Below are 14592 nucleotides of genomic sequence, written 5' to 3'. Positions count from 1 at the left end.
CACTGTTGACGGGCCAACAGTCAGATCACCACATTACGCACGAACCGCACCGCCACCGCCCCCTCGTTGCGATAGGAATGCGGCTGGTTGCTGGCGAACATGAAAAATTCACCTGCGGCAATCGTGTGTGAGACCTCGCCGACCATCAGCGTCAGGCAACCTTCGAAGACATAGAACTGCTCGCTCCAGCCATCGGCATCCGGCTCCGACGGGTAATGCTCGCCCGGTTCAAGGCGCCATTCCCAGAGCTCGACTTCACGGGTGGCGTTGGCCTTGGCCAGCAACACCGCCTTGCTGCCGGGGATCGTCCCGGCCCAGGCCAGTTCGTTGATGCGGCTGTGGTCACGGGCATCGGGCGCCTGGATCAGATCGCTGAACGCCACGTCCAACGCTTCGGCCACGCGGTCGAGGGTGGTCAGGCTGACGTTCTTTTCACCGGCCTCGATGGCCACCAGCATACGGCGGCTGACCCCGGATTTTTCCGCCAAAGCGGCCTGACTCATGTCGGCGGCATGGCGCAGACGTCGAACATTCTGGCTGACGTGCTGGAGGACCGAAGCCCGTTGCGAAGAATCTTTGTGCACTATATTGCTCACTCGGTGGTGCTGCGCAGTATACTGCCCAACTTCCGGCGCATTGTGCGTCCCCCTCAGGTAGCACGCAAGATCATGACGTCGGTGAACAGCTCCCAGAACCCCTCCCGCTTCCTTCGGCTCAGCAAGGCCGAATGCGTACTGGTGTTGATCACCATGGTCTGGGGCGGGACCTTTTTACTGGTCCAGCATGCGATGACCGTCAGCGGCCCGATGTTTTTCGTCGGCCTGCGCTTTGCCGCCGCTGCAATCATCGTCGCCCTGTTCTCCTGGCGCAGCCTGCGCGACCTGACCCTGTTCGAACTCAAGGCCGGTGCCTTTATCGGCGTGGCGATCATGCTCGGGTATGGCTTGCAGACCGTCGGCTTGCAGAGTATTCCCAGCAGTCAGTCGGCTTTTATTACCGCGCTCTACGTGCCTTTCGTGCCTCTGTTGCAGTGGCTGGTGCTGGGCCGTCGACCGGGGTTGATGCCGAGCATCGGGATCATGCTGGCCTTTACCGGGTTGATGCTGCTGTCCGGTCCCTCCGGTGCAGCGCTCAACTTCAGTCCCGGTGAGATCGCCACGCTGATCAGCGCCATCGCGATTGCCGCCGAGATCATCCTGATCAGTAACTTCGCCGGCCAAGTCGATGTTAAACGAGTGACGGTGGTGCAACTGGCGGTGACGTCGGTGCTGTCATTCCTGTTGGTGGTGCCGACCCAGGAGCATATTCCGGACTTCTCCTGGCTCCTGTTATGCAGTGCTTTGGGGCTGGGCGCGGCGAGTGCGGCGATTCAGGTGGCGATGAACTGGGCGCAGAAGAGTGTCTCGCCGACTCGCGCCACATTGATTTACGCCGGTGAGCCGGTATGGGCCGGGATTGTCGGGCGGATCGCCGGAGAACGTTTGCCAGCCATTGCACTGCTGGGGGCGGGGCTGATTGTCGCGGCGGTGATTGTCAGTGAGTTGAAGACCAAGGGTAAGACTGCTGCGGCAGCGCAAGCGCTGGAGCGCGAGACCCAGGGTTAAACCGCAATTTTTCTTCGTGTTATAGATAGCCATCGCGGGCACAGTCGGAATGCCTTTCCCTGTGGGAACGAGCCTGCTCGCGATGGGGCCGGTACAGGCGAAATCCCTATCCCTGAAACAATGTTAAACAGGCTTTTTCCGTCTACCGTGTAGGATTCTGCGACAGCTTGGCGTTTGGTGATCCGGGAGCTGGCACGTATGATGCTTCACAAACTTCCGCAGATTAGAAGCCTATGTCCCTGATAGTTCTACTGCTTCTGCCTTTCTTGGGCAGCTGTCTGGCAGCGGTGCTGCCACACAATGCGCGTAACACCGAATCACTACTGGCTGGCCTTGTTGCCCTGATCGGCACCCTCCAGGTCGCTCTCCTGTACCCGCAAATCGCCCATGGCGGCGTGATCCGCGAAGAATTCTTCTGGCTGCCAAGCCTGGGTTTGAACTTTGTCCTGCGCATGGACGGTTTCGCCTGGCTGTTCTCGATGCTGGTGCTGGGCATCGGCACGCTGGTGTCGTTGTACGCCCGTTATTACATGTCTCCGGACGATCCGGTGCCACGGTTCTTCGCGTTTTTCCTGGCGTTCATGGGCGCCATGCTGGGGCTGGTGATCTCGGGCAACCTGATCCAGATCGTGTTTTTCTGGGAGCTGACCAGCCTCTTCTCGTTCCTGTTGATCGGCTATTGGCACCACCGCGCCGACGCACGGCGCGGCGCCTATATGGCGTTGATGGTCACCGGTGCGGGCGGTCTGTGCTTGCTGGCGGGGGTCATGTTGCTCGGCCATGTGGTCGGCAGCTATGACCTGGACAAGGTCCTGGCCGCCGGCGATCTGATTCGCGCACATGCCCTCTACCCTATCCTGCTACCCCTGATCCTGATTGGCGCACTGAGCAAAAGTGCGCAATTCCCCTTCCACTTCTGGCTGCCCCACGCCATGGCCGCACCGACACCGGTGTCGGCCTATCTGCACTCGGCAACCATGGTCAAGGCCGGCGTGTTCCTGCTGGCACGGCTGTGGCCGTCGCTATCCGGCAGTGAAGAATGGTTCTACATCGTCAGCGGCGCCGGGGCCTGCACCCTGTTGCTCGGTGCCTACTGCGCGATGTTCCAGAATGACCTCAAGGGTCTGCTGGCCTATTCGACCATCAGCCACCTCGGCCTGATCACCCTGCTGCTCGGGCTTAACAGCCCTCTGGCTGCCGTGGCCGCGGTGTTCCACATCCTCAACCACGCCACATTCAAGGCCTCGTTGTTCATGGCCGCCGGTATCATCGACCACGAAAGCGGCACCCGCGACATCCGCAAACTCAGCGGCCTGGTCAAACTGATTCCGTTCACTGCGACCCTGGCCATGGTCGCCAGCGCCTCCATGGCCGGTGTGCCCTTGCTCAACGGCTTCCTGTCGAAAGAGATGTTCTTCGCCGAAACCGTGTTCATCAACGCCACGGCCTGGGTCGAAGCCACCTTGCCGATCGTCGCGACCATCGCCGGGACCTTCAGCGTCGCCTACTCCCTGCGTTTTACCGTGGACGTGTTCTTCGGCCCACCCGCCACCGATCTGCCCCACACCCCGCACGAGCCGCCGCGCTGGATGCGTGCGCCGGTCGAACTGCTGGTGTTCGCCTGCCTGGTGGTCGGGATCTTCCCGGCGCAAGTGGTCGGCCCGTTGCTCGCCGCTGCGGCGCAACCGGTCGTTGGCGGGCAGTTGCCGGAATACAGCCTGGCCATCTGGCACGGTTTGAACGCACCAATGATCATGAGCCTGATCGCCATGTCCTGCGGTGTGTTGCTCTACCTGCTGCTGCGCAACCCGCTCAAGCAAGGTCGCTTCAAGCATCCGCCACTGGTGGGTCGATTCAACGGCAAGCGCCTGTTCGAACTGGCGCTGGTGCTCAAGATGCGCCTGGCCCGCCGCCTGGAACGGCGAGTCAGCACCAGGCGCCTGCAAACCCAACTGTTCCTGATGGTGCTCGCCGCGGTGCTGGCCGGGTTAATCCCGATGCTGCACAGCAGCCTGAGCTGGGGCGACCGGCCGAAGATTCCGGGTTCGATCATGTTCGTCATCCTCTGGTTGCTGGCAATAGCCTGCGCCCTCGGCGCTGCCTATCAAGCCAAGTACCACCGTCTCGCGGCACTGACCATGGTCAGCGTTTGCGGCCTGATGACCTGCGTGACCTTCGTCTGGTTCTCGGCGCCGGACCTGGCGCTGACGCAACTGGTGGTCGAAGTGGTGACCACGGTGCTGATCCTGTTGGGCCTGCGCTGGTTGCCACGGCGGATCGAAGAAGTTTCGCCGTTGCCGAGCACCCTGCGCAAAGCCCGCATCCGCCGCTTCCGTGACTTGCTGTTGTCGACCGTGGTCGGCGGCGGCATGGCGTTGCTGTCGTACGCCATGTTGACGCGGCAGACGCCCAACGACATTTCCTCGTTCTACCTGAGCCGTGCCCTGCCCGAGGGCGGCGGCAGCAACGTGGTCAACGTGATGCTGGTGGACTTCCGAGGCTTCGATACCCTCGGTGAAATCACCGTGCTGGCGGCAGTGGCGTTGACCGTGTTCGCCCTGCTGCGGCGTTTCCGTCCACCGAAGGAAAGCCTGCAATTGCCCGCCCAGCAGCGCTTGCTCGCACCCGACGTGGTCACCGATCTGGTCAACCCGCGCCACGCCAGCGATACCGCGCTCGGCTTCATGATGGTCCCGGCGGTGCTGGTGCGTCTGTTGCTGCCGATTGCGCTGGTGGTGTCGTTCTACCTGTTCATGCGCGGGCACAACCAGCCGGGCGGCGGTTTCGTCGCCGGGCTGGTGATGTCGGTGGCGTTCATCCTGCAATACATGGTGGCCGGCACCCAATGGGTCGAGGCGCAAATGAGCCTGCGGCCGCTGCGCTGGATGAGCGTCGGCCTGCTGTTCGCCACGCTCACCGGCCTGGGTGCGATGCTGGTCGGCTATCCGTTCCTGACCACGCACACCTGGCACTTCGACTTGCCGCTACTGGGTGACATTCACCTCGCCAGCGCGCTGTTCTTCGACGTGGGCGTTTACGCGGTCGTGGTCGGTTCGACGCTGTTGATCCTCACCGCCCTGGCCCACCAATCGGTCCGCGGCCACAAAACCGCGGCCCAGCCCAAACCCGTCGCCATGAAGGAGGCCGTCTGATGGAAGAAGTCATCGCAATCGCCATCGGCGTCCTGGCCGCGTCCGGCGTCTGGCTGATCCTGCGCCCACGGACATTCCAGGTGGTCATGGGCCTGTGCCTGCTGTCCTATGGCGTCAACCTGTTCATCTTCAGCATGGGCAGCCTGTTCATCGGCAGAGAGCCGATCATCAAGGACGGTGTGCCGCAGGACCTGCTGCACTACACCGACCCGTTGCCGCAAGCGCTGGTGCTGACGGCGATTGTCATCAGCTTCGCCATGACCGCGCTGTTTCTGGTGGTTTTGCTGGCCTCCCGAGGCCTGACCGGCACCGACCATGTGGATGGCCGGGAGCCTAAAGAATGAATGCAATGACGCACCTGATCGCCGCGCCCATCCTGCTGCCGCTGCTGACCGCCGCGATCATGCTGATGCTCGGCGAGAAACACCGCCCGCTCAAAGCCAGGATCAATCTGTTCTCCAGCCTGCTCGGGCTCGGCATCTCCGTTCTGCTGCTGCAATGGACCCAAACCACCGACGTGCCCGGTTCCATCGGCGTGTACCTGCCGGGCAACTGGCAAGTGCCGTTTGGCCTGGTGCTGGTGGTCGATCGCCTGTCGGCACTGATGCTGGTGCTCACCGGGATCATCGGTGTCTGCACCCTGTTGTTTGCCATGGCCCGCTGGGACAGCGCCGGTTCGAGTTTTCATGCGCTGTTCCAGATCCAGTTGATGGGCCTGTACGGCGCGTTCCTGACCGCCGACCTGTTCAACCTGTTCGTGTTCTTCGAAGTGCTGCTGGCCGCTTCTTATGGCCTGATGCTGCACGGCTCGGGCCGGGCGCGGGTGTCTTCGGGGCTGCATTACATCTCGATCAACCTGTTGGCATCGACCCTGTTCCTGATCGGCGCGGCGCTGATCTACGGCGTCACCGGCACCCTGAACATGGCTGACCTGGCACTGAAAATCCCGCTGGTGCCGGAAGCCGATCGCGGCCTGCTGCATGCAGGCGCGGGGATTCTGGCGGTGGCATTCCTGGCCAAGGCCGGCATGTGGCCGCTGAACTTCTGGCTGGTGCCGGCGTATTCCTCGGCGAGCGCGCCGGTGGCGGCGATGTTCGCGATCATGACCAAAGTTGGTATCTACACCCTGCTGCGCCTGTGGACCCTGCTGTTTTCCGGTCAGGCCGGGGCGTCGGCGTACTTCGGTGGCGACTGGCTGATTTACGGCGGCATGGCGACCATCATTTGCGCTGCCGTGGCGATCGTTGCCGCGCAACGCCTGGAACGCATGGCCAGCCTGAGCATTCTGGTGTCGGCCGGGATTCTGCTGTCGGCCATCGGTTTCGCCCAGCCCAACCTGATTGGCGCAGCGCTGTTTTACCTGGTCAGCTCGACCCTGGCCCTGAGCGCGTTGTTCCTTTTGGCCGAGTTGATCGAACGCTCGCGCTCCGCCAATGAAATCCCACTGGAGGATGAAAACGAGATGCTGCCACGGCCGCTGGAATCGCTGCATCCGGCCAAGGGCGTCAACCTCGATGACGACCGCAAAGCCGTGGTCGGTCAGGTGATTCCGTGGACCATGGCCTTCCTCGGCCTGAGCTTCATCGCCTGCGCCTTGCTGATCATCGGCATGCCGCCGCTGTCCGGGTTCATCGGCAAACTGAGCCTGCTCAGCGCCCTGCTCAATCCGATGGGCCTGGGCAATGGCAGTGATGCGCCGATCTCGAATGCGGCGTGGGGCTTGCTGGCGTTGCTGATTCTTTCCGGGCTCGCTTCGCTGCTGACTTTCTCGCGCCTGGGTATCCAGCGTTTCTGGACCCCGGCAGAACGGCCATCGCCGGTGCTGCGGCGGTTTGAGTGCGTGTCGATCTTCGTCCTGCTGGGCTTGAGCATCGCCCTGACGTTCCGGGCCGAGCCGCTGTTGCGCTACACCCAGGCCGCTGCCAATGCCTTGAACAATCCGCAGCAATACGTGATGGCCGTGCTCGGCACCCGCGCAGTGCCGAGTCCGGAAGCTCGGGCTGCACGGCTGGAGGTGCAACCATGAAGCGTCTGTTTCCCGCGCCGTGGTTGTCACTGGCCCTGTGGCTATTGTGGCTGGTGCTGAACCTGTCGATGAGCCCCGGCCACCTGCTATTGGGCGCTGCCCTGGGCTTCTGTGCGCCGCTGATGATGCGCAAGTTGCGCCCGCTACCGATCCGCGTTCACCGACCGGGGGTGATGCTGCGCCTGTTGCTGGTGGTGTGTCGCGATGTGCTGGTGTCCAACCTCGCCGTGGCCTGGGGCGTGCTCAACGCCGGCCGCCGGGCGCCCCGCTCGCGCTTTATCAAGGTACCGCTGGACCTGCGCGATGCCAACGGCCTGGCGACGCTGTCGATGATCTGCACCGTGGTGCCCGGCACCGTCTGGTCGGAATTGGCCCTGGACCGCAGCATTCTGTTGCTGCACGTCTTCGATCTGGACGACGAAGCGCAGTTCATCGAACACTTCAAGGTGACTTACGAGCGTCCGCTGATGGAGATTTTCGAATGAGCGCCCTGCTGTCGAACGCGATTCTGCTGAGCCTGTTTCTGTTTTCCGTGGCGATGATCCTGACCCTGATCCGCCTGTTCAAAGGCCCCTCCGCCCAAGACCGGGTCCTGGCGCTGGACTATCTGTACATCGTGGCGATGCTGATGATGCTGACGCTGGGCATTCGCTACGCCAGTGACACGTACTTTGAAGCGGCGCTGCTGATCGCGCTGTTCGGCTTCGTCGGCTCGTTTGCCTTGGCGAAATTCCTGCTGCGCGGCGAGGTGATCGAATGAACGCAGAACTGTCTCTATGGGTGGAAATCCCGGTTGCGATCCTGCTGGTGCTCGCCGGCCTGTTCGCGCTGATCGGCGCCACTGGCTTGCTGCGCATGAAGGATTACTTCCAGCGCATGCACCCGCCAGCCCTGGCCTCCACGTTGGGCGCGTGGTGCGTGGCACTGGCTTCGATCATCTACTTTTCGGCGTTGAAGTCCGCGCCGGTGCTGCACGCCTGGCTGATTCCGATCCTGCTGGCGATCACCGTACCGGTGACCACTTTATTGCTGGCTCGGGCAGCGCTGTTTCGCAAGCGCATGGCGGGAGATGATGTGCCGGCTGAAGTCAGTAGTCGGCGGACTGAGAGTGGTCGCTAAGTTCAGGACCAGCCAGCCTTAAATCCAGGCCACGGCCAACAATCCACCGCCCAACACCACACACAACGGCGAGTAAACCCAGGTATCCCACCGGGCAAACCTTGAGCCTTTGATCACCTTGAAAAACCCCACCAGCTCCGAATCGCCAATCGCCCGGGCGAACAGTAACAGCGCAATCGCGCTGATCACCCACTGCAACATTTGATGATGCACCTGCGGCAGCCACCAGCCGACCCGCAAACACACCAACAGGGCAATCACCAACAGGGCTGCTGCCACCAGCAGCGTGAGCCAGCCTCGCGGCTTGAAGGCCGGGCGCAGTTGCGTGCCGCCTTCCTGTGGCACTTGAGGAACGGCCGCCACCGCGGCCCATTCGCCGCCCAGCGCCCAATAAACGTGAACCAGAGCAATCGCCGCAAATATCGTCACCAGCCATTGAGCCAACGCAAGGGTCATGGTTGAGGATCCTTGAAAGGGATTTGGTCAAATCATCCTAGTCGGCATTTTTTGATGTGCACGACCGTTGGTGCACAACCTGACAAACGTGGGGCTGACGCCGAAAAAAGCATCGCGAGCAGGCACGCTCCCACAGGAGTTATTCAGTGATCACAGATTTTGCGAACGACCGGGAACCAATGTGGGAGCGAGCCTGCTCGCGATGGCGGTGTCAGACTCGCCGCATCACTTCAACTCGGCTGACACTTTGTCCGCCACATCCTTCGGCACCCAGGCCTTCCACACATCCGGATGCTTCTTCATGAAGTTCTCGGCTGCCTGACGCGGTGCGGTGTGTTTCTCGCTCATCTCGGCCAGCGCCTTGTTCAACGGATCAATCGGAAAATCGACCTTGGCGAAGAACTCGGCAATCTGCGGATACTGCTTCTGGAACGGCGTGGACACGCCAATGGACAGCTTCGAGGGCAGCGAGCGGGTGGGCTGGGGATTGGGGTTGTCGGCGTCGGTGAGGGTTTTCCAGGCTTCGGCGTCGAAGGGCGGCTCTTCAAGCTGGATCAGCTTGAAACGACCAAGCAAGGGCGTAGGCGACCAGTAGTAAAACAGCACCGGCTTGCCGCGGCGGATCGACGAGCTGATCTCGGCGTCCAGCGCCGCCCCCGAACCGCTGCGGAAGTTCACATAGCTGTCGTCCAGCCCATAGGCCTTGAGTTTCTGCTTGTTGACCACTTCCGAGGTCCAGCCAATGGGGCTGTTGAGGAAGCGCCCCTTGTTCGGCGCTTCGGGGTCCTTGAACACGTTCTTGTATCTGGGCAGGTCGCTGACACTGCGCAAGTCCGGCGCCATCGGCTTGATGCCCTTGGCCGGGTCACCCTTGATCACGTACTCCGGCACCCACCAACCTTCGGTGGCTCCCTTGACCGTATCGCCGAGGCTGACGACTTTGCCTTCCGCCTCGGCCTTGACCCACACCGGACTGCGCCCGGCCCACTCCTCGCCAATCACCTGAATGTCATTGTTGGCCAGGGCGGTTTCCAGGGTAATGGTCGTGCCCGGCAACGTGTCGGTCGGCAGGCCGTAGCCCTTCTCGACAATGATCCGCAGGATGTCAGTGATCAGGCTGCCGCTTTCCCAGTTCAGGTCGGCGAAATGAATCGGCGCCTGGGCGGCCAGGGCCGGAACGGGAGACGCCAACAAACCGCAAGTGGCCAGGACCGCAGCCAGCAACCGTCGAAAACCTTTCATGCTTTTGCACCTCGTGCTGTTCACAGCAATCGCAGGATGGCCTGGCAGAATACCGCGAAGCCTCTGAATGATCAGTCAACTGACTGTAGTAGAGGTTCCTGCTTTCGAGGGGCATGGATCAGTTTTCAGAAATTTCCTGCAAGCGCGCCAGCTCTCGTCTGACCATGTTGGCGTAGGCCGCCGGCTGCAGCGCGTAGATCTGTGACGCCACCCAATTCAGCCACGCTCCCTGCAGAACGGCTTTCTGCTCGAACAACCGCAGGGCTTCGGCTTGGGCGCCAGCCTGGTGCTGTTCGTGGAAGTCGGCGCGGGACTGGGTCATTACTCGCTGGCCTTGAAGGTCACCAACTCGCCTTTGCGCCATTTAGCGGCTTTGGCGGTTACCGCTTTCAGGGTTTTGGTCAGGCCTTCCTGTAACTGCTGGTGGGCGGCAAATACCGTGACCACGCTATGACCTTCCTTGAACAAAACGGCCTGGCCGTCGGCGGTGGTGACAAAGGCGTAGTCGCCCAGGCCATAGACCGTCAGTTTGATTTCACGGAATTTGATTTCCAGCTTGCCGCCTTCACGGCTGGGCAAAACCGAAGCGCTGAAATGATCGCCGACCTTGAGCTTAAGTCCCGGTTTGTCATCCACCACCAGTGCTGACTCGGTGTCGATTTCGGCAACGTAGATGCCTTCAGCATTCTGCTCGGTGATGTAGACGAAACGAGACTGAAACTGCTTAACCAGCTTTGCGCGCAAATCACCCAGAACGAACAAAGCATGCATATCGAGATTACTTACTGCCAAGGAAACATCCCCACATCTAAAAATGAGGCTGCACGCGAATAAAGCGCACAGCCGAAAAAGGCGGCAATGCCGAAAATGAAACCAAAAGACCCGGGTTGAAAGCCTGAATGAGTAGAGGACTCATCCATCACGAGACTTGAGCAGACTACTGGAACGTCGCTCGTGTCGCCTTGCCTGGTGTTCGTCAAAGGTTGAAGGAAAACGCCTTTCTTACAGCCAGAGAAATACGGACTATCAACTTCAGGGAAAAAACTCTTAAAAAAAAGCACTTTTCTGACATATCGCCAGCCGAAAATTGCTTTAGATAACCATCAATCACCCACCAGTGAGGGTGATTCTAGAGCAGCGATGCTCACCGAGACTACCCATAACGACGTACATACGTCGGCAAAACAACGAAAAGGACTTCATATGTGCACGCTGACACACTTCGCCCACCCGCAACTTTCCTGCTCCGGCAACCCTTCTGCCTTGTATCCGGTGGCATTGCATGACCCTGACACGCACCTGCCGGACCACCAACCGCCAAGGTTTCAGGTGATTCTGGCCGGGAATGCGTTCTTTCATATCAAGGAAATTTCCACGGGACATGTAAGAGGTTTCCGGGGTAATCACAACGACGCCTGCGCCCTCGCCCGCTCGCTTGAGTCGCGTATTTGATCTCTTTACCGCGCTTCATCCTTGAAACGTTTCGTCATGCCGGCGACTTAACTCAGCCGCCGGCCTGCAACTGCTGCCATACTGCCCGACCAATCAAACGCGTCCCGCCAAAGAGGACGACGTTGAACACAACAATATATTTCCAAGGGAAGGCTGCGACGTGACGGAATTTGATATCGGCGAGTTTTTTATCCGGGGCGAAGCCAGAGAAGTCGAAGGCGAGTTCCAGGCAGTGATAGTCATGCGCGCCAAGCCACCACAAAAAGCCGTGACCTATCACCAGGTCGAGAAAGATCGCTGGTTCAAAAATTCTGAAATTGCCGCCATCGCCGCCCATGAATCCGCCCGGGAGTTGAAGGCTGCCGTCGACGCCGGTGCATTGAAAGCCTGATGCCCGGGTTTGTGGCGTCTATGCTCATCGCTGCGTTTGAACATCGCTTTCGAACTTACTGAAACGCTACTCGCTCAGAAGCAATGGAGCCGTAGCTCAGTCCTCGTACGCGACCGATTATCTGCAAGGAGATGAAGATGGAATCACCGACCCACGACTTGAAAGGTTTGTTCGACCAGCTCGGCCTGGATTCCACCCAGAAAGCTATCGACGATTTCATTGCCAGCCATTCACCGCTGCCCGATGACAAGAAGCTCATCGATGCCGATTTCTGGACGCCGCAGCAGGCAGGTTTCCTCAAAGAACAACTGCGCGAGGATGCCGACTGGGCGCGGGTGGTCGACGACCTCAACCTGCGCATGCACCAGGTTCACTAGCGTCATCAGTGCAGGCTGTCTGACGATTCGGCATTCAATTGCGCCAACCAGGCAGCCTTGCATTCCTCCGCTTCCGAGCGACTGGAAAACGCCGTTCCCCGGCGCTCGCCATTGAGCAACACCACCCAGCAGACACTCTGCCCCAACGCGCGCAGGCTGGCGGGCACACCGCTGCCGATCATCACGGCGACATCAACTTTACCTTGCATGCTGACCTTCTCACATCGTTAGCAACCTAACTATGTAGACATATTAATCAGTCGATTCCCGAGGAAACAGCTGCGACCGCACACAGCAGCATTGCCAGAATCGCAACAATGCACAGCGCTATCAAACCCGCAGGAGCCAGCTTGCTGGCGAAAGTTTTTTGAGGTCGCTATCGCCAGCAAGCCGACGCCTCGAAGCGCCATCCGCGCTGCCTCCCTTTAACGAGGACTCTGCGGCTTGTAGCCCATTCGCAAGCCACCCCAATGCCGCCCCTTGAGCATGATCGGCACCGACAGGTCGTGCATCAGCTCCCCCGTGTCGCGGGTGTAAGTCTGTAGCAGCACCGCTTGCTGGTGGCTGCCGCAACGGATTCCGGTGCGATCGGCGAACTTGCGTTTGGTACGGTTTTGCAGGGTATCGACCTGGGTATCACCCGTCAGTGGCTGGCTGAAAACCGCGTTATGGGTCGGCACGTAGCCCTGCTGAGTGCAGGCAATGGCGAATACCAAACCTTCATGACGTGGCAGCAACGGCTCTTGAATAGTCGGCAAGACCTGATCGGTGTAGCGGTCGAAACGTGTCTGGAATTTCGCCGGGCTGGTGTTGGGGATCGCCTGATAGTTGCGGTCGAACAGGTCGTCGAGGCTGATATGGCCCGCCTCAACATCCGCCTCGAAACGCGCCGCAATCTGGCTTGCGCCTTCCCGGGCCAGGTCATACACGCGCTGGTGATAGTCATCCAGGCCAACTTCGGCCAAGCGTTCGCTGATGGTTTCGGCCTGGCCCTCCATCTGCACCGCGGCTTCAGCCAGGCGCCGGGTCTGCTGGTCACTGATCGCCAGGTCGCTGCGCATCTGTTCGATGGCGTGAAACAGGCTATCGAGTTGCTCACGATTGGTGTCGGCGCCACGGGCGATTTCCCCGACCTGACGCTCGACGCTGGCGGCCAGACGAGCGATGTTTTCCAGGTGTTGCCCGGTGTGCTCGACCTGCTCGACGCCGTTATCCAGGTCGCTGGATAACTGACGGATCTGCTCCACCACCTGCGCGGTACGGTGCTGGATGTCGGCCACCATTTCTCCGACCTCTCCCGTCGCCGTCGCCGTTCGCGCAGCGAGGCCGCGGACTTCGTCGGCGACCACCGCGAAACCACGACCGTGCTCGCCGGCGCGTGCGGCTTCAATCGCGGCGTTTAGCGCCAACAGGTTGGTCTGGCTGGCGATGGACTGGATGACCAGGGTGACGCGCTGGATATCATCACTGCGCAGGCTCAAGGCTTCGATCAGTTCACGGCTGCTGTTGGCGCGCTGGCTGAGCTGGTGCATGCGCGCAATCGACTCGAGCAACTCGACACGCCCTGCTGCACCGCTCTGATGGGCCTCGCTGGCCGCACTCAACGCCTCTCGACTGAGGATCGAAGTGGCCTGTTCGGTAGCGATCATGACTTCAGCGTTGCTGACGATTTGTGCGGCAGCGCCGAGTTGCGATTGCAGCTTGTCGGCCAGTTGTTTGACAGAAAAGGCTACGCCAGCGGCTGACAGCGCATTGTGACTGGTGGTGTAGGAAAGATCCCGGGTCAGGGCAGAAATGGCGATGGACGTATCCAGAGGCGCGGTTTCGGGCGTTGCGCGCGACCGCAGGCGTGGCAGCCAGACAATCAGGATGACCAATGGCAGGCCAAGGTAAAGCGACCAGCCCCCCAGCGTCATGCCACACAGCAAAAGCATCAGGGCGATGCTTTGCAGCGTCGGTGTGAACCAGCGGTTTTTCGGCAAAAACACTGGTGCAGGCACGGCCGCAACCAGAGACTCGTCTCTCGTCATCGTTGTCACCCCAAATATCTTCTAATTGTTGTCTTCGCATTAAACGCCACTATAGGGCCATTATCTATGAGCCTTTAGTCGTGGGCGTTGCAGCAGATCAATAGAAGGACGGGGTTTCTACAGACGTCGAAAAACAAAGATCGCAGCCTTCGCCAGCGCCCACAGGGTTAAGTGAACCCATGCAGGTGCTGCCGAAGGCTGCGATCTTTTCAAGGCAGCCCGCGTTGAACGGGCTGCCTCACAGAATCAGGCCTGACGCTGGTGCTTGTCGATCTGCTCGTGACGCTCTTGAGCTTCGATGCAGTACTTGGTGGTCGGACTGATCAGCAGGCGCTTGAGGCCAATTGCCTCACCGCTGTCGTCGCACCAGCCGAAGCTGTCTTCCTTGATGCGTTCAAGGGCTTGTTCCAACTGAGGCAGCATGCGCTGGTCGCGATCGATCGCGTTCACCAGCCAGGTGCGCTCTTCTTCAACGGAAGCCGCGTCAGCCGGATCGGCCGGGGTGTCCAGGCTTTCGATGGCGATGCGATTCTGTTCGATGCGCTCATGGGTTTCGACTTTCATGTTCTGCAACAGCTCGCTGAAAAAAGCATGTTGCTCGGCGTTCATGTAGTCATCCGCCGGCATGGCCAGCAACTTGTCCTTTGTCATTGATATCTCTATAAAAAAACGTGCATTAAGGCGAATTAGGGAGCGTTCCGGCAGACCTGGACGGGTCATCGGAAAGGCGCCGTTTATACCAA

Annotated in this window: 18 protein-coding genes; 10 read left to right on the top strand and 8 right to left on the bottom strand. The window is 60.3% G+C overall.

Going from position 1 to position 14592, the window contains the following annotated elements; all coding sequences use genetic code 11:
* Positions 1 to 20: 20 nt before the first annotated feature.
* Entirely contained in the window at positions 21 to 584 is a 564-nt protein-coding gene (locus M5G20_RS14250) for a helix-turn-helix domain-containing protein (RefSeq protein ID WP_273919587.1), read from the bottom strand.
* Between M5G20_RS14250 and M5G20_RS14245 the strand changes: the two genes are divergently transcribed.
* From M5G20_RS14245 to M5G20_RS14215, 7 genes are all read left to right on the top strand, one after another.
* Complete coding sequence (locus M5G20_RS14245; protein ID WP_273919586.1) at positions 579 to 1604, top strand: DMT family transporter; 1026 nt, start codon at positions 579 to 581, stop codon at positions 1602 to 1604. The genes M5G20_RS14250 and M5G20_RS14245 overlap by 6 nt on opposite strands.
* A 233-nt stretch (positions 1605 to 1837) precedes the next feature.
* Positions 1838 to 4756 carry a monovalent cation/H+ antiporter subunit A gene (locus M5G20_RS14240; protein WP_273919585.1) on the top strand — a complete coding sequence of 973 codons (2919 nt, stop codon included), beginning with the start codon at positions 1838 to 1840 and terminating at the stop codon, positions 4754 to 4756.
* Positions 4756 to 5100, top strand: coding sequence for a Na+/H+ antiporter subunit C (locus M5G20_RS14235; protein ID WP_007944721.1), 345 nt, complete (start codon positions 4756 to 4758; stop codon positions 5098 to 5100). Before M5G20_RS14240 ends, M5G20_RS14235 begins: the two co-directional genes overlap by 1 nt.
* A complete protein-coding gene (locus M5G20_RS14230; protein ID WP_273919584.1) occupies positions 5097 to 6782 on the top strand; it encodes a monovalent cation/H+ antiporter subunit D in 1686 nt (561 codons plus the stop codon). Before M5G20_RS14235 ends, M5G20_RS14230 begins: the two co-directional genes overlap by 4 nt.
* Positions 6779 to 7267: a Na+/H+ antiporter subunit E gene (locus M5G20_RS14225; protein WP_273919583.1), complete on the top strand. Its 489-nt coding sequence runs from the start codon at positions 6779 to 6781 to the stop codon at positions 7265 to 7267. Before M5G20_RS14230 ends, M5G20_RS14225 begins: the two co-directional genes overlap by 4 nt.
* A complete protein-coding gene (locus tag M5G20_RS14220; RefSeq protein ID WP_075949011.1) occupies positions 7264 to 7542 on the top strand; it encodes a K+/H+ antiporter subunit F in 279 nt (92 codons plus the stop codon). The genes M5G20_RS14225 and M5G20_RS14220 overlap by 4 nt, the downstream gene beginning before the upstream one ends.
* The gene (locus M5G20_RS14215; RefSeq protein ID WP_273919582.1) at positions 7539 to 7901 is read left to right on the top strand and encodes a Na+/H+ antiporter subunit G; all 363 of its coding nucleotides are present in this window, start codon (positions 7539 to 7541) and stop codon (positions 7899 to 7901) included. The genes M5G20_RS14220 and M5G20_RS14215 overlap by 4 nt, the downstream gene beginning before the upstream one ends.
* A gap of 18 nt (positions 7902 to 7919) precedes the next feature.
* On the opposite strand, the gene M5G20_RS14210 is transcribed toward M5G20_RS14215, so the two are convergent.
* From M5G20_RS14210 to M5G20_RS14195, 4 genes are all read right to left on the bottom strand, one after another.
* Positions 7920 to 8357, bottom strand: a complete 438-nt coding sequence (locus M5G20_RS14210; protein ID WP_273919581.1) for a DUF3995 domain-containing protein — start codon at positions 8355 to 8357, stop codon at positions 7920 to 7922.
* A 225-nt stretch (positions 8358 to 8582) separates the two neighbouring features.
* Positions 8583 to 9599 carry an ABC transporter substrate-binding protein gene (locus tag M5G20_RS14205; RefSeq protein WP_273919580.1) on the bottom strand — a complete coding sequence of 339 codons (1017 nt, stop codon included), beginning with the start codon at positions 9597 to 9599 and terminating at the stop codon, positions 8583 to 8585.
* A gap of 118 nt (positions 9600 to 9717) precedes the next feature.
* A complete protein-coding gene (locus M5G20_RS14200; protein ID WP_273919579.1) occupies positions 9718 to 9921 on the bottom strand; it encodes a hypothetical protein in 204 nt (67 codons plus the stop codon).
* Positions 9921 to 10370 carry a hypothetical protein gene (locus M5G20_RS14195; protein ID WP_075949006.1) on the bottom strand — a complete coding sequence of 150 codons (450 nt, stop codon included), beginning with the start codon at positions 10368 to 10370 and terminating at the stop codon, positions 9921 to 9923. Before M5G20_RS14195 ends, M5G20_RS14200 begins: the two co-directional genes overlap by 1 nt.
* Positions 10371 to 10802: 432 nt before the next feature.
* Here M5G20_RS14195 and M5G20_RS14190 point away from each other — a divergent pair, with 432 nt between their 5' ends.
* The 3 genes from M5G20_RS14190 (at position 10803) to M5G20_RS14180 (ending at position 11819) form a co-directional block, all read left to right on the top strand.
* A complete protein-coding gene (locus M5G20_RS14190; RefSeq protein ID WP_273919578.1) occupies positions 10803 to 11051 on the top strand; it encodes a hypothetical protein in 249 nt (82 codons plus the stop codon).
* A 160-nt stretch (positions 11052 to 11211) separates the two neighbouring features.
* The gene (locus M5G20_RS14185) at positions 11212 to 11442 is read left to right on the top strand and encodes a hypothetical protein (RefSeq protein ID WP_273919577.1); all 231 of its coding nucleotides are present in this window, start codon (positions 11212 to 11214) and stop codon (positions 11440 to 11442) included.
* A gap of 137 nt (positions 11443 to 11579) precedes the next feature.
* On the top strand, positions 11580 to 11819 hold the full coding sequence (locus M5G20_RS14180) for a DUF2789 domain-containing protein (RefSeq protein ID WP_075949004.1): 240 nt from the start codon (positions 11580 to 11582) through the stop codon (positions 11817 to 11819).
* 5 nt (positions 11820 to 11824) lie between these two features.
* On the opposite strand, the gene M5G20_RS14175 is transcribed toward M5G20_RS14180, so the two are convergent.
* From M5G20_RS14175 to M5G20_RS14165, 3 genes are all read right to left on the bottom strand, one after another.
* Entirely contained in the window at positions 11825 to 12028 is a 204-nt protein-coding gene (locus M5G20_RS14175) for a hypothetical protein (protein WP_273919576.1), read from the bottom strand.
* A gap of 216 nt (positions 12029 to 12244) precedes the next feature.
* Complete coding sequence (locus M5G20_RS14170; RefSeq protein ID WP_443218303.1) at positions 12245 to 13468, bottom strand: methyl-accepting chemotaxis protein; 1224 nt, start codon at positions 13466 to 13468, stop codon at positions 12245 to 12247.
* Between the two features lie 627 nt (positions 13469 to 14095).
* Positions 14096 to 14500 carry a TraR/DksA family transcriptional regulator gene (locus M5G20_RS14165; protein WP_007907888.1) on the bottom strand — a complete coding sequence of 135 codons (405 nt, stop codon included), beginning with the start codon at positions 14498 to 14500 and terminating at the stop codon, positions 14096 to 14098.
* Between the last annotated feature and the right edge of the window lie 92 nt (positions 14501 to 14592).

This window comes from Pseudomonas sp. TNT2022 ID1044 (assembly GCF_028656895.1).
GTDB lineage: Bacteria > Pseudomonadota > Gammaproteobacteria > Pseudomonadales > Pseudomonadaceae > Aquipseudomonas > Aquipseudomonas reinekei.
The sequence above is the reverse complement of the archived record's forward strand: the minus strand, read 5'-3'. Positions and strand labels throughout refer to the sequence as shown.

Excerpts from the sequence above, each read along its gene's own strand:
- M5G20_RS14240 (WP_273919585.1), top strand. The coding sequence starts at position 1,838 with ATGTCCCTGATAGTTCTACTGCTTCTGCCTTTCTTGGGCAGCTGTCTG.
- M5G20_RS14235 (WP_007944721.1), top strand. The coding sequence starts at position 4,756 with ATGGAAGAAGTCATCGCAATCGCCATCGGCGTCCTGGCCGCGTCCGGC.
- M5G20_RS14230 (WP_273919584.1), top strand. The coding sequence starts at position 5,097 with ATGAATGCAATGACGCACCTGATCGCCGCGCCCATCCTGCTGCCGCTG.
- M5G20_RS14225 (WP_273919583.1), top strand. The coding sequence starts at position 6,779 with ATGAAGCGTCTGTTTCCCGCGCCGTGGTTGTCACTGGCCCTGTGGCTA.
- M5G20_RS14220 (WP_075949011.1), top strand. The coding sequence starts at position 7,264 with ATGAGCGCCCTGCTGTCGAACGCGATTCTGCTGAGCCTGTTTCTGTTT.
- M5G20_RS14215 (WP_273919582.1), top strand. The coding sequence starts at position 7,539 with ATGAACGCAGAACTGTCTCTATGGGTGGAAATCCCGGTTGCGATCCTG.
- M5G20_RS14210 (WP_273919581.1), bottom strand. The coding sequence starts at position 8,357 with ATGACCCTTGCGTTGGCTCAATGGCTGGTGACGATATTTGCGGCGATT.
- M5G20_RS14205 (WP_273919580.1), bottom strand. The coding sequence starts at position 9,599 with ATGAAAGGTTTTCGACGGTTGCTGGCTGCGGTCCTGGCCACTTGCGGT.
- M5G20_RS14200 (WP_273919579.1), bottom strand. The coding sequence starts at position 9,921 with ATGACCCAGTCCCGCGCCGACTTCCACGAACAGCACCAGGCTGGCGCC.
- M5G20_RS14195 (WP_075949006.1), bottom strand. The coding sequence starts at position 10,370 with ATGCATGCTTTGTTCGTTCTGGGTGATTTGCGCGCAAAGCTGGTTAAG.
- M5G20_RS14190 (WP_273919578.1), top strand. The coding sequence starts at position 10,803 with ATGTGCACGCTGACACACTTCGCCCACCCGCAACTTTCCTGCTCCGGC.
- M5G20_RS14180 (WP_075949004.1), top strand. The coding sequence starts at position 11,580 with ATGGAATCACCGACCCACGACTTGAAAGGTTTGTTCGACCAGCTCGGC.
- M5G20_RS14175 (WP_273919576.1), bottom strand. The coding sequence starts at position 12,028 with ATGCAAGGTAAAGTTGATGTCGCCGTGATGATCGGCAGCGGTGTGCCC.
- M5G20_RS14170 (WP_443218303.1), bottom strand. The coding sequence starts at position 13,468 with ATGATCGCTACCGAACAGGCCACTTCGATCCTCAGTCGAGAGGCGTTG.
- M5G20_RS14165 (WP_007907888.1), bottom strand. The coding sequence starts at position 14,500 with ATGACAAAGGACAAGTTGCTGGCCATGCCGGCGGATGACTACATGAAC.